The 13,221-nt window shown below is 54.0% G+C and carries 13 protein-coding genes; 1 reads left to right on the top strand and 12 read right to left on the bottom strand.

Annotation, left to right across the window (positions count from 1 at the left end):
* Window positions 1–77 precede the first annotated feature (77 nt).
* The 7 genes from ndh to hinT all read right to left on the bottom strand — a co-directional run bounded on the left by ndh (window position 78) and on the right by hinT (window position 5,424).
* Window positions 78–1,382, bottom strand: coding sequence for an NADH-quinone dehydrogenase (ndh, locus tag ACQ0PY_RS10180; RefSeq protein WP_044267520.1), 1,305 nt, complete (start codon window positions 1,380–1,382; stop codon window positions 78–80).
* A 245-nt stretch (window positions 1,383–1,627) separates the two neighbouring features.
* Entirely contained in the window at window positions 1,628–2,170 is a 543-nt protein-coding gene (ycfP, locus tag ACQ0PY_RS10175) for an alpha/beta hydrolase YcfP (protein WP_043000970.1), read from the bottom strand.
* Between the two features lie 21 nt (window positions 2,171–2,191).
* Window positions 2,192–3,217, bottom strand: coding sequence for a beta-N-acetylhexosaminidase (gene nagZ / locus ACQ0PY_RS10170; RefSeq protein WP_043000971.1), 1,026 nt, complete (start codon window positions 3,215–3,217; stop codon window positions 2,192–2,194).
* Window positions 3,218–3,227: 10 nt separating this feature from the next.
* On the bottom strand, window positions 3,228–4,052 hold the full coding sequence (gene thiK / locus ACQ0PY_RS10165) for a thiamine kinase (protein ID WP_043000972.1): 825 nt from the start codon (window positions 4,050–4,052) through the stop codon (window positions 3,228–3,230).
* Entirely contained in the window at window positions 4,033–4,665 is a 633-nt protein-coding gene (lpoB, locus tag ACQ0PY_RS10160) for a penicillin-binding protein activator LpoB (protein WP_043000973.1), read from the bottom strand. Before lpoB ends, thiK begins: the two co-directional genes overlap by 20 nt.
* 22 nt (window positions 4,666–4,687) lie before the next feature.
* A complete protein-coding gene (locus ACQ0PY_RS10155) occupies window positions 4,688–5,062 on the bottom strand; it encodes a YcfL family putative periplasmic lipoprotein (protein ID WP_043000974.1) in 375 nt (124 codons plus the stop codon).
* Entirely contained in the window at window positions 5,062–5,424 is a 363-nt protein-coding gene (gene hinT, locus ACQ0PY_RS10150) for a purine nucleoside phosphoramidase (protein WP_043000975.1), read from the bottom strand. Before hinT ends, ACQ0PY_RS10155 begins: the two co-directional genes overlap by 1 nt.
* 351 nt (window positions 5,425–5,775) lie before the next feature.
* On the opposite strand from hinT, the gene fhuE reads away from it, so the two are divergent.
* The gene (gene fhuE, locus ACQ0PY_RS10145) at window positions 5,776–7,971 is read left to right on the top strand and encodes a ferric-rhodotorulic acid/ferric-coprogen receptor FhuE (RefSeq protein ID WP_109740177.1); all 2,196 of its coding nucleotides are present in this window, start codon (window positions 5,776–5,778) and stop codon (window positions 7,969–7,971) included.
* A 60-nt stretch (window positions 7,972–8,031) separates the two neighbouring features.
* Here the strand turns inward: fhuE and ptsG are convergent, their stop codons facing one another.
* From ptsG to yceG, 5 genes are all read right to left on the bottom strand, one after another.
* A complete protein-coding gene (ptsG, locus tag ACQ0PY_RS10140) occupies window positions 8,032–9,465 on the bottom strand; it encodes a PTS glucose transporter subunit IIBC (RefSeq protein ID WP_042319612.1) in 1,434 nt (477 codons plus the stop codon).
* Between the two features lie 265 nt (window positions 9,466–9,730).
* On the bottom strand, window positions 9,731–10,555 hold the full coding sequence (locus tag ACQ0PY_RS10135) for a metal-dependent hydrolase (RefSeq protein WP_043000978.1): 825 nt from the start codon (window positions 10,553–10,555) through the stop codon (window positions 9,731–9,733).
* A gap of 10 nt (window positions 10,556–10,565) precedes the next feature.
* A complete protein-coding gene (holB, locus tag ACQ0PY_RS10130; protein WP_109740176.1) occupies window positions 10,566–11,570 on the bottom strand; it encodes a DNA polymerase III subunit delta' in 1,005 nt (334 codons plus the stop codon).
* Window positions 11,567–12,208, bottom strand: a complete 642-nt coding sequence (gene tmk, locus ACQ0PY_RS10125) for a dTMP kinase (RefSeq protein WP_043000980.1) — start codon at window positions 12,206–12,208, stop codon at window positions 11,567–11,569. The genes holB and tmk overlap by 4 nt, the downstream gene beginning before the upstream one ends.
* Entirely contained in the window at window positions 12,198–13,220 is a 1,023-nt protein-coding gene (gene yceG / locus ACQ0PY_RS10120) for a cell division protein YceG (RefSeq protein WP_109740175.1), read from the bottom strand. Before yceG ends, tmk begins: the two co-directional genes overlap by 11 nt.
* Window position 13,221 lies beyond the last annotated feature (1 nt).

Below are 13,221 nucleotides of genomic sequence, written 5' to 3'. Positions count from 1 at the left end.
TCAGAGAACTCTGAAGGAAGAGGCAGAACGGAGAAGGCACTCAGCACCGCCCACGGGCGATGCTGAGTCAGGCGGGATTAATGCAGTTTCAGACGCGGGCGGATCACACGGTTAATGCTGCCCACCAGCATCATCAGACCGGTTTTAAAATAGCCGTGCAGTGCGATCTGGTGCATACGGTACAGTGAGATGTAGACGAAACGAGCAATACGCCCTTCCACCATCATCGACCCTTTGGTCAGATTGCCCATCAGACTGCCGACGGTCGAGAAGTTGGAGAGCGACACCAGCGAGCCGTGGTCTTTGTACTGATATGCTTTCAGCGGCTTACCGTTCATCTGCGCCAGAATATTGTTCATCGCACAGGTCGCCATCTGATGCGCAGCCTGAGCACGTGGCGGCACAAAGCCCCCTTCCGGACGCGCACAGGAAGCACAGTCGCCAATCGCGTAAACATCAGGATCGCGGGTGGTTTGCAGCGTCGGTTCGACCACCAGTTGGTTAATCCGGTTGGTCTCCAGACCGCCAATCTCTTTCATAAAGTCCGGCGCTTTGATGCCCGCCGCCCAGACCATCAGATCGGCTTCAATATATTCACCGTCTTTAGTGTGCAGGCCGCCCGCATCCGCGCTGGTCACCATCGTCTGGGTCAGTACGCGAACGCCGAGTTTCGTTAATTCGTTATGCGCCGCCGAAGAAATACGCGGTGGCAGTGCAGGCAGAATACGTTCACCGGCTTCCACCAGCGTCACGTTCAGCGCGTCGTTGGTCAGTCCTTTGTAGCCGTAGCTGTGCAGCTGTTTCACTGCGTTATGCAGTTCCGCCGACAGTTCTACGCCCGTCGCGCCGCCACCGACAATCGCAATATTCACCTTACCGTTCGCGCCCAGATTGGCGGAATACTTCAGGAACAGGTTCAGCATTTCCTGGTGGAAACGACGCGCCTGATGCGGGTTATCAAGGAAGATACAGTGTTCTTTCACGCCCGGCGTGTTGAAGTCGTTGGAGGTGCTACCCAGCGCCATCACCAGCGTGTCATAGGCAATTTTGCGTTCAGGCACCAGCAGCTCACCTTTCTCATCGCGCAGTTCTGCGATAGTGATGGTTTTCGCTTCGCGATCGATGTTCATCACCGAGCCCAACTGGAACTGGAAGCCATGGTTACGGGCATGCGCCAGATAGCTCAGCGCGTCCACGCCTTCATCCAGCGAACCGGTCGCCACTTCGTGCAGCAAGGGTTTCCACAGGTGGCTGTGGTTTCTGTCAACCAGCGTAATTTTCGCTTTTTTCTTGCGACCCAGCTTGTGTCCCAACTGCGTCGCCATTTCCAGCCCGCCAGCTCCCCCGCCGACAATCACGATCTTTTTCAATGGTGTAGTCAACGTGACCCCCTTAAAATGATTAACCAATTGTTAATTAAACGTTATAAACATAGCCTTTAATTAACAACAAGTTACGACAATGAAAATGTCCTTCGAGAGTGAGAATAACACATGCGGTGCATTGGTCATACCAAAATTGATGTGTATCAAGTTTTGCTGCTGAAAAGATAGACAACGCCAGAAAAACAGGCAAAAAAAACCAGCCCGAAGGCTGGCTTGATTCGACAATTCTGACAGACAAGGGGTCAACCCAGGGTCTTAAACGCTTTGATGCGCTGCAAGTGCGGCGAAATATTCTTAAACTTATGTGTCTGCTCTTCATCCCACACGATCTCATAGAAATGGTGTAGCTCTTCTGACGACCGTTGGCTGTTCAGGGCTTCGTCATGACGCGAGAGAATAACCAGGCAACGATCGCGATTCTTCTCGCGGAAGTTGGTCACGCACTTAGTGGCGATATCGGCATACTCTTCCGGACGATCGATCTTGCCTTCCATGTTCTCATACGGGAACAGGTTCGGATTAAACACCACCTGGCGAACATCGCAGAGAAAACCAATGCGTTCTGCCCAGTAGCCGCCGAGGCCAACGCCGCAAATCAACGGTCGCTCATCAACATTAAGCTGCAACATTTTGTCCACTTCTTTCAGCAGATGCTGCATGTCATGTTTCGGATGACGCGTGCTGTAGCTTATCAGTCTGACGTCCGGGTCGATAAACTGCAGCTGCAAGACTTTTTCGTGGTTTCCCGGACTGTTAGAGTCGAAACCGTGTAAATAGATAATCATCGCATCCTCACCAAACGTGCGTTAATGACCTGCTTTCTCTTCCTGCCAGCGTTCATGTAACTGGTTGAGCTGCGCGCTGACGGTTTTCCAGCGTGCCGAGTCCATCAGTTCCTGACGCGAAAATGAACCTTTATGATACAAACGTGTAACACGCTCTGCATTGATCGGCGACAGATTATCTAACACACTGACTGCCCCTTTACGATTATTGCAGACCAGAATCATATCACAACCCGCATCCAGCGATGCCTGCCCACGCTCAGCATAGCTGCCCATGATCGCGGCCCCTTCCATCGACAGATCATCAGAGAAAATGACGCCGTCAAAACCTAACTCCTGACGCAGAACTGTTTTCAGCCAGTGCGGAGAGCCGCTCGCCGGACGCGGATCAACGTCGCTGTAAATGACGTGCGCCGGCATGATAGCGTCCAGCTTGTTTTCGGTAATCAGCGTGCGGAACACGGACATATCTTTCGCCCGAATTTCCGCTTCCGGACGCGGATCGGTCGGCGTCTCTTTATGCGAATCGGCGGTTACCGCGCCATGACCGGGGAAATGTTTGCCGGTGGTTTTCATTCCTGCCGCGTGCATACCGTCAATAAAACGGGTCGCCATCGCCAGCGCTTTGATCGGGTCAGCATGATAGGAACGTTCGCCAATCGCGGCGCTGATATGCCCGACATCCAGTACCGGCGCAAAGCTGATATCAATATCCATCGCGATCATTTCACTGGCCATCAGCCATCCGGCCTCTTCCGCCAGTTTACCGCCTGTTTCCAGCCCGTGCAGCGCCGCAAAAGACTGTGCGGCGGGCAGTCGGGTGAATCCTTCCCGGAAACGCTGTACGCGCCCACCTTCTTGATCGACGGCCACTACCAGATGGTTGCGCGACGCCGCACGGATCTGGCGCACCAGTTCACGTAACTGTTCCGGGTCGTGGTAATTGCGCGTAAACAGAATCAAACCGCCCACCAGCGGATGGGCCAGAATCTCACGCTCTTCCGCATCCAGCTCAAACCCTTCGACATTCAACATTACTGGACCCACACTGCTCTCCTTAATCCTTCGTTGCCAGTTGCCGCCAGGTTGCATCGGCCAGACTGATAAATTGTCGTTCGCCGGTCTGTTGCCAGCGGTATTCAAACCAACCGGCCTTCAGCATCAGTATCCACGGATACCAGCGTCTGACCTGTTGCCATAATTTGTGCCCGTCTATGCGTGCGCTAACGGCATACGCATCGACCAGTTGCCGGTGTTGCTCAACATCGTCCACCCACACCGCCGCCAGTTCAAGAGCGATATCACCGTCTCCGGCATATTCCCAGTCGATCAGCCGTAGCCCTGCCGGTCCATGAACGATGTTGGCGGCGTGGACATCCATATGCAGCGGCGCGAGGCGTAGCGGACGAGGCTCCCCTCGCTTGCGCAGACGTTTTAACTCTCTTAACCAGCGTGGTGTTCGCCGTGCCGGATCGCTTCCCTGCCAGTATTGTTCCAGCAGCGGTAGCAGACAGATACGCCAGCCAAAGCAGGGCTGCTGATGAAGATAATACAGTAAGCTCGCCAGTTCGTCGGCTCCCGGCAGTCCGGATTTTATCTCACCCGGAACATAGTCCACCGCCATCCAGCCGTTCAGGTAAAAACGCGGCTTCGGCGCAAGGCTTTCAGGCAGCCGCGATAAAGCATGATACTGGCGTAAAAAATGCGCTTGCGGCGCATCGGGATCGTGATGGCGGCGAAGAACCAGCCGCTGGGTTGGACTTTCAATAATCACACTCCCACCGCTAAGACCGCTCTGGCCTTCAGCGACGGGACGATAGTGCGGAAAGTAGCGCGACAACACCGCGTCGCGCTCTGGGATATTATTGCTGCTGAACGGCACCTTTACCTGACCAGATTATCTCGCCAGTTTGTACCAGCATTAGTTGCATTTGCAGTGATGGCGCGTTGACGTTACCCGAGGCGCTGGAATAAAGCACGTAGTGCGCGCCAACGTTACGGGCAATACCAATCGCTTTGCTACGCGTTCCCAGACTGTCCTGCGGCGACAGCCCTAACTGCTGTTTTGCCATCGACAACTGTTGCGCAGAGACCAGGGTAAATTTGCCATTGTTCGCCAACGCATTGCGCAGCGTTTCAGTGGCTTCACCCGCGTTCAGCGAACCGTTAGTACGGTTATTCACGCTATCGACCAGCAGTACGCTCCCCGCCGTCACGCCGTCGGCCTGCAACATTTTGCCCACCATCGGCTGCATCGCGCTATTCCAGTCGTAATGACGTATGCGCGGCGCCGGTGCCGCAGTCTGATCTTCATGTTCAATAGGCCCCGGCTGCCCCGGGATCGTGGGCACCGAAGGGACCCCAGGAGCAGGTTCTTGCGGCTGTGCGGGCTGTTCCGGCGTGGGTTTCACCTCTTCAACCGGAGCAGGTTCACGTTGCACCACACAACCGGACAGGAACATCGCCAGCGCGGCTATCAATGCGTAGCGACTCATTTTTGTCTTCAAGATTCACCCCTTACAAATAAAGATAAAGTCTGACTTTGTGCGCCCCCAGATAATTGGCGCTGCCATACAGCGTGACCGACGAATGCGCCGGAATCGTCACGCTGCGCGGCGCTTCCAGAGGATGCATTTCTAACCCCCTGGCGTCATACCAGTAAAAGCGATAATGAACGGTAACGGGTTTTTGCCTTTCGTTATACAGCGTTGAGGATGCAGAGGGCTGAATATCAGACGTGGTCAATGTCGGCGCTTGCGCGGTGATACCCGCTGCCAGCAGCGTCGACTCCATCACCAGCGACTGTTCATCGCTTACCGGGATCTCAGGATGAGAACGGCACCCGGCAAGTAAGAGCAGACCCAGTGACAGCGCAATGCATCCTCTGGTCATCATGACAGGCCTTTGTGCGCGAGCATAGGACCGAGCGCGCGACCGCCCAGCAGATGCATATGGATGTGATACACCTCCTGACCGCCATGACGATTGGTATTCATGATCAGGCGGTAGCCATCTTCGGCAATGCCTTCCTGCTCGGCAATTTTTGCCGCCACGGTAATCATCCGTCCCAGCGCCTGCTCATGCTCTGCGCTGACGTCATTGACCGTCGGGATCAGAACGTTGGGAATGATCAGGATGTGTGTAGGCGCCTGAGGTGAAATATCCCGGAATGCCGTCACCAGGTCATCCTGGTAAACGATATCGGAAGGGATTTCACGACGAATAATCTTGCTGAATATAGTCTCTTCTGCCACGACGTTTTCCTTTTCTAAAAATTGCCATGCGTGATGTCATGCTACGCTGAGCCACATTGCGAGTATAGAGTATGATCGACTTAAACCTGCTCTTTCAACCTTAACCCACGATTTCTTAAGCAAAAAACCATCACAATGGCGCTCTTATAACCATTTATCCCCTCTCCTGTGCCAAAAAGTAATGAAACAAGATTTCAGAAAGCAAGTTACATCTGTTTACATAGTAAATATGAATGCGTATATTTCGCATTTGCATTTTCATGCGTATTAAATGGTTAGAAAAATAAAAAGGGGCTCATCGCCACCTTACACGGCCTGAGCCAGAGTTCGTTCACTATTAAGGGCTTTCTGATGTCTTTCACAACACACAACAAGGATGAACAATGCCAGGCTGGCGCAACACCCTCGTTGCTGGCAGCCTGCATCGCGATGGCATTGATGCCATCCATGAGTTTCGCGGCGACCACACCGGAAGAGACCGTCATTGTTGACGGTTCTGCGCCAGCAACCTTTGCGGACAACGACGAACAGGATTACAGCGTCAAATCCACCACCGCCGGAACCAAAATGATGATGACCCAACGCGATATTCCGCAGTCGGTCAGCATCGTCAGCGAACAACGTATGGAAGACCAGCAGTTGCAAACGCTGGGCGACGTGATGGACAGCACGCTGGGGATCAGCAAAAGCCAGGCGGATTCTGACCGCGTCAGTTACTTCTCCCGTGGTTTCCAGATTGATAACTATATGGTTGATGGTATTCCGACCTGGTTCGAATCCCGCTGGAACCTGGGTGACGCCCTCACCGATATGGCGCTCTATGAGCGCGTGGAAGTGGTACGCGGTGCAAACGGTCTGATGACCGGCACCGGCAACCCGTCAGCCTCCATCAATATGATCCGCAAACACGCCACCAGCCGCGAGTTCAAAGGTAACGTCTCGGCGGAATATGGCAGCTGGAATAAACAGCGCTACGTGATGGATCTGCAAAGCCCGCTCACCGATGACGGTAATGTACGCGGCCGCATAGTGGCGGGTTATCAGGACAACGACTCCTGGCTCGATCGCTATCACAACGAGAAAAACTTCTTCTCTGGCATCATTGATGCTGACCTGGGTGAAACCACCAGCCTGGCCGCCGGGTATGAGTACCAAAAGATCAGAGTGGATAGCCCAACCTGGGGTGGCCTGCCGCGCTGGAACACCGATGGCAGCAAAAACAGCTATGACCGCGCCCGTAGCACCGCGCCAGACTGGGCGTATAACGATAAAGAGATCAATAAAGTCTTTGTCACGTTCAAACAGCGTTTTGCCGACACCTGGCAGGCGACGATGAATGCCACTCACTCGGAAATCAAGTTCGACAGTAAAACGATGTATGTCGATGCGTATGTGAATAAGGCAGATGGCATGCTGGTCGGTCCTTACAGCAACTATGGACCGGGGTTCGATTACGTTGGCGGTACGGGCTGGAACAGCGGCAAACGTAAAGTCGATGCGCTGGATCTTTTTGCTGACGGCAGCTATGACCTGTTTGGTCGCCAGCATAACCTGATGTTCGGCGGCAGCTACAGCAAACAGAACAACCGCTATTACAGCTCCTGGGCTAACGTCTTCCCGGATGAGATCGGCAGTTTCAATAACTTCAATGGCAATTTCCCGGAAACCGACTGGGCACCGCAATCACTGGCCCAGGACGACACCACGCACATGAAGTCGTTGTACGCCGCAACGCGCGTTTCACTGGCTGATCCGCTGCACTTGATCCTCGGCGCACGCTATACCAACTGGCGTATTGATACCCTAAGCTACAGCATGGAAAAAAACCACACTACGCCCTATGCCGGTCTGGTTTATGACATCAATGATAACTGGTCTACTTACGCCAGTTATACCTCCATCTTCCAGCCTCAGAATAAACGCGATAGCGGCGGAAAATACCTTACGCCCATCACCGGTAACAACTATGAGGTTGGCCTCAAGTCTGACTGGATGAACAGCCGACTGACCACCATCCTCGCCGTGTTCCGCATTGAGCAGGATAACGTTGCCCAGTCGACCGGTTCACCGATTCCGGGTAGCAATGGCGAAATCGCCTATAAAACAGCGAACGGGACCGTCAGTAAAGGGGTTGAGTTCGAAGTTAACGGCGCGATTACCGATAACTGGCAGATGACCTTTGGCGCGACGCGTTACGTCGCAGAAGACAATGAAGGCAACGCCGTTAATCCGAATCTGCCACGTACCAGCGTCAAGCTTTTCACCCGCTACCGTCTGCCGGTGATACCTGATTTGACCGTCGGCGGTGGCGTGAACTGGCAGAACCGCGTCTACACCGATACCGCGACGCCGTACGGTACCTTCCGTGCTGAGCAAGGCAGTTACGCGCTGGTGGATTTGTTCACCCGCTATCAGGTAACCAAAAACTTCTCCGTGCAGGGTAACGTCAATAACCTGTTCGATAAAACCTACGATACCAACGTTGAAGGGTCGATTGTTTATGGTGAGCCACGCAATGTGAGCATCACCGCAAACTATCAGTTCTGATTGTAGCCCGTAAAAAAGGCAGCCATTCGGCTGCCTTAGTTCTCCCCAACTTCTTAGGTCTTAGCTGTTACGGATGTATTCATCCATCTCAGTTTTCAGGTTATCGGATTTCGTACCGAAAATTGCCTGAACACCGGAACCTGCGACCACCACACCAGCGGCACCCAGTTTCTTCAGGCCAGCCTGATCCACTTTCGCCACGTCAGCCACGCTGACACGCAGACGGGTAATGCACGCATCCAGGTTAGTGATGTTTTCTTTACCACCGAATGCCGCAATCAGCGCAGGAGCCATTTCACTGGTCGCGCCCGCTTTCGCGTCATCGGTATTATCTTCACGACCCGGAGTCTTCAGATCCAGCGCTTTGATCAGCACGCGGAAGATGGTGTAGTAAACAATCGCGTAGCCCGCACCGACAATCGGGAACAGCCACAGCTTGCTGCTGTTACCGGACAGCACGATAAAGTCGATCAGACCGTGTGAGAACGACGTACCGTCACGCATACCCAGCAGGATACAGATTGGGAACGCCAGACCCGCCAGAATCGCGTGGATAACGTACAGGATCGGCGCAACGAACATGAAGGAGAATTCGATCGGTTCGGTGATACCGGTCAGGAACGAAGTCAGCGCCGCGGAGATCATGATGCCGCCCACTTTGGCGCGGTTTTCTGGTTTCGCAGAGTGCCAGATAGCGATCGCAGCCGCCGGCAGACCATACATTTTGAACAGGAAGCCGCCAGACAACATGCCCGCCGTCGGATCACCCGCCATGTAGCGAGGGATATCGCCGTGGAAAACCTGACCTGCCGCGTTGGTGTATTCGCCGATCTGCATCTGGAAAGGAACGTTCCAGATATGGTGCAGACCAAACGGTACCAGGCAGCGTTCAATGAAGCCGTAGATACCGAACGCCACAACCGGGTTCTGATACGCAGCCCACTGAGAGAATGTCTGGATTGCCGTACCGATTGGCGGCCAAATGAAGGACAGAACCACACCGGTAAAGATCGCCGCCAGACCAGAGATGATCGGCACGAAACGCTTACCAGCAAAGAAGCCCAGATACTCAGGCAGCTTGATACGGTAGAAGCGGTTAAACATGTATGCTGCAATCGCACCGGAGATAATCCCCCCGAGTACACCCGTATCCGCAAGGTGTTTTGCTGCGATTTCTTCAGCAGGTAAATGCAGAACCAGCGGCGCGACCACGGCCATGGTTTTCACCATGATGCCATAGGCGACAACCGAAGCCAGAGCCGAAACGCCATCGTTGTTGGTAAAGCCAAGCGCGACACCGATAGCGAAAATCAGCGGCATGTTTGCAAAAACAGAACCGCCGGCTTCTGCCATCACGTGCGATACAACGGCTGGCAGCCAGCTGAAGTTTGCGGACCCGACGCCCAGCAGGATACCTGCGATAGGCAATACGGATACCGGCAGCATCAGCGATTTACCGACCTTTTGCAGGTTAGCAAATGCATTCTTAAACATAATTGAGAGTGCTCCTGAGTATTTGTGCTTTCTACGTTCACACGCATTGGCGAGGGGGGAGAACCCCGCCGTGGACAGGGCATCTAAGTGCCCTTTATTTATTACACAGAGTAAAATAAATCGGCGAAATATAGTTTGACGGCTATCACGTTTCAACTCTGGACAGCGCGTTAAGTTGCACATTTTGACAAAAAAGGTATCAGAATGTGTCAGTTCGCTCATTCACCGCCCACTTTGTGGCGGTGAACTTTACTCGCTTTAGTTATTAATTACGAGCTTTAAAAAAACTCAACGACGAGGCTGACTGCAGGCGGGAAGCGTTGATATGGAACAGGCGGGCAAAGTTATCGGTGGTGATCTGCGCCAATTCTTCAACCGCCACACCTTTCAATACGGCCATGTATTCCGCCACGTCGCGGACCATCGCTGGCTGATTCTCTTTACCCCGATGCGGTACCGGCGCGAGATACGGAGAGTCCGTCTCCACCAGCAGTCGATCCAACGGCACATATCGCGCAGCGTCACGTAATTGTTCAGCATTACGGAAGGTCACAATGCCGGAAAAGGAGATATAAAAACCCAAATCCAGGAGTTTACCCGCCGTTTCTCTGTCTTCTGTAAAACAGTGTAGTACGCCGCCACAATCCGTCACGTTTTCATGACGAAGAATCGCCAGCGTATCGGCGCGGGCATCGCGCGTGTGGACGATCACCGGTTTGTTCAGTTCACGGCCGATCTGGATATGATGAATGAACGACGCCTGCTGGCGCACTTTTGTTTCGGGAGTATAAAAGTAGTCCAGTCCCGTCTCTCCCATCGCCACCACGTCGTCATCAGCCGCCAGATGACGCAGTTCTTCCACGTCATACGGTTCGTCCTGATTGAGTGGATGTACGCCGCACGAGAAAACGACGTTATCGCGCTGGCCGACCAGTTCCCGCATTCCGCGGTACCCTGGCAGCGTTGTCGCCACCGCCAGACAGAATTTCACATCGCGCGCAGCGGCTTTCGCCAGCACGTCATCCACATCCTTATGCAGAGATTGATAATCCAGGCCATCGAGATGGCAGTGCGAGTCGACTAAAAACATAATGTCTCTCTTACAGGTGGGGAACAGGCAACACAGTGCCTGGTTGCAGGTAATGCTCGATTTGCAAAAGAAGATCGGTTAACACCAGTTCACGGTTTATTCCGGTCACGTTAAGCAGTTGTTCGCGGCAGTGGCAGATGGCATTGAGGATTGCCTGAATACGCGTCTGAGAAAGCTGACCGGCAATCGTGGCGATCAGTTGCCCGGCATCCGCGTTGGTCATCACACTGGCCCCGTGCTGACGTTTAAGCGCATCCATCATTAACGTCGCCAGCCAGTGCAGTCTGACAGGCGCCTGTTCATGGTTAAGCACCGTCAATAATGAGTACCAGTCACCAGCAGGAATGCTGCTCGCCAGCGCCTGACACAACGCGTCACGTTGGGACCAGCTTTCGGACCCCAGGAGCGTCAGCGCCGCCCCCGGAGAACCGGCACTCAGGCGCAGCGCAGTCAATAACGCATCTTGTGACGCTGTCACTTCTCGTGCAAGCCACGATACCGCGTATGATTCACTCGGCGGCGCGAGATGATGTAAACGACACCGGCTGCGCAGCGTTGCCAGTAACTTCGCGGGTTCACGGCTGGCGAGAAAGAACCAGGTTTGCGCGGGCGGTTCTTCCAACGTTTTGAGCAGCGCATTGGCGGCGGCATCAGTCATCAGCGCCGCATCCGGGATCCAGACCACTTTGGCTCCGCCCAGTCGCGCACGCTCATACAGTTTTTCACTCACTTCACGCACAGCATCAATGCCCAGCGTGCTTTTCCCTTTTTCCGGGAACAGTGAATAGTAGTCCGGATGCGTTCCTGCCTGCATCAACTGGCAACCACGGCAGTGGCCACAGCTTTTATGTCCATCCGGTTGTTGACAAAGCAGGTAGCGGCTCAACGCATAGATCAAAGCATCGTCGCCCATCCCCGGTAGGGCCTGAATCAGTAACGCATGGTGACCCCTTCCCGCCTGATAGCTCGCTACCAGCTTCTCGAAGTCAGGTCGTAACCATGGATACCATTTCATTCTCCCTGCTCCTTCACCCACTCGGTGATGGTGGTACGGATATCGCTCATCACCGTATCCAGCGGCTGCGTCGCATCAATCGTGCGGATACTGGCATCCTGAGCGGCAAGCTCGAGGTAACGAGCGCGAGTACGATTAAAGAAATCAAACGATTCCTGTTCGATGCGGTCCAGTTCGCCACGGGCGCGAGCGCGCTTCAGACCCACCTCTGGCGTGACGTCGAGGTACAGGGTTAAATCCGGGCGGAAATCCCCCAGTACCGCATCACGAAGCGTCGCCAGCATCTGCTGATCGACCCCGCGACCACCACCCTGATACGCCTGCGTGGACAGATCATGACGGTCGCCAATTACCCATTTACCTTCTGCGAGCGCAGGTTTAATGACCGTCTCAACCAACTGCACTCGCGCGGCATAGAACATCAGCACTTCGGCTTTTACGGTAATGGTTTCGTCACCGACCGAACGAATGTCCAGTACCAGGCTACGCAGTTTTTCTGCCAGCTGCGTACCGCCCGGCTCGCGGGTAAAAACCATCTCGCGAATGCCGAGTTGTTCAAGCGTCTCAACCACAACATTCTTTGCAGTCGTTTTTCCGGCGCCTTCCAGCCCCTCGATGACGATATACTTACTGCGCATTTTTTTCCTTAAGCACTTTCAGATAGTCCTGCACTGACCGGTTATGGCTGGCAAGATTAGTATTAAAAGTATGACCGCCTTTACCATCGGCCACAAAATAGAGATACGGCGTTTTGGCCGGATGCGCCGCCGCTTTTAGCGAGGCTTCACCCGGCATCGCAATCGGTCCTGGCGGGAGTCCTGTTATCGTGTAGGTATTATAGGCCGTTGGCGTTTCCAGGTCCGCGCGCGAGATCTTGCCATTATAACGCTCCCCCATTCCGTAAATCACCGTTGGATCGGTCTGGAGACGCATCCCGATCCGCAGGCGGTTAATAAAGACAGAGGCGACCTGATCGCGCTCGCTGGCAATGGCCGTCTCTTTTTCAATAATCGAGGCCATCGTCACCAGTTGGTTTTGATCTTTATACGGCAGTCCTTCCGCACGCCCTTCCCAGACGCGCTCAACCGCCTTCACCATTTTCTGATGTGCGCGCTTAAGCAAGGCAACATCCGTGGTATTGGCGGTATACATCCAGGTATCGGGCCAGAACCAACCCTCCAGCCCATCCGTACTTTCAAGGCCCAGCGCTTTTGCAACGGTTTCGTAGCGATCGTCGCTCAGGGTATGCTTGATATACGGCGCATCACGCAGCTGTTTGAGATAGTCGCTTAAGCGCATACCTTCTACCAGCCGCAGTGGGAATTGCGCCTCTTTGCCACTTTCCAGCAGTTGCAGCATCTCGCGGACGCTCATACCCGGCGTTAAACGGTAGGTTCCGGCCTTAAAGTGGGAGAGTTCTGGCTCGACGCGCAGCAACCATTGAAACACGCGCGGGCGGTTAATCACCCGATCCGCATACAGCTGATCGCCCAGGGCCAGACGCCCGGTACCCGGCTTAAGGGTAAAAATGGTCTCTTCTTTGATCAGGATTTTACTGTCCGCCAGATGGCGAACCTTCCACATTCCCGCCCCTGCGGCAATGCCCAATACAACAACCAGTAAAAAGACAACACGAAACATTTTTTTCATG

The sequence above is a fragment of the Citrobacter sp. LST-B2 genome (assembly GCF_057983045.1).
Note: the sequence above shows the minus strand (reverse complement) of the source record. Positions and strands in the feature narration are given on the sequence as shown.

Excerpts from the sequence above, each read along its gene's own strand:
- yceG (WP_109740175.1), bottom strand. The coding sequence starts at position 13,220 with ATGAAAAAAATGTTTCGTGTTGTCTTTTTACTGGTTGTTGTATTGGGC.
- ptsG (WP_042319612.1), bottom strand. The coding sequence starts at position 9,465 with ATGTTTAAGAATGCATTTGCTAACCTGCAAAAGGTCGGTAAATCGCTG.
- ycfP (WP_043000970.1), bottom strand. The coding sequence starts at position 2,170 with ATGATTATCTATTTACACGGTTTCGACTCTAACAGTCCGGGAAACCAC.
- holB (WP_109740176.1), bottom strand. The coding sequence starts at position 11,570 with ATGAAATGGTATCCATGGTTACGACCTGACTTCGAGAAGCTGGTAGCG.
- tmk (WP_043000980.1), bottom strand. The coding sequence starts at position 12,208 with ATGCGCAGTAAGTATATCGTCATCGAGGGGCTGGAAGGCGCCGGAAAA.
- lpoB (WP_043000973.1), bottom strand. The coding sequence starts at position 4,665 with ATGAGTCGCTACGCATTGATAGCCGCGCTGGCGATGTTCCTGTCCGGT.
- fhuE (WP_109740177.1), top strand. The coding sequence starts at position 5,776 with ATGTCTTTCACAACACACAACAAGGATGAACAATGCCAGGCTGGCGCA.
- ACQ0PY_RS10155 (WP_043000974.1), bottom strand. The coding sequence starts at position 5,062 with ATGACCAGAGGATGCATTGCGCTGTCACTGGGTCTGCTCTTACTTGCC.
- ACQ0PY_RS10135 (WP_043000978.1), bottom strand. The coding sequence starts at position 10,555 with ATGTTTTTAGTCGACTCGCACTGCCATCTCGATGGCCTGGATTATCAA.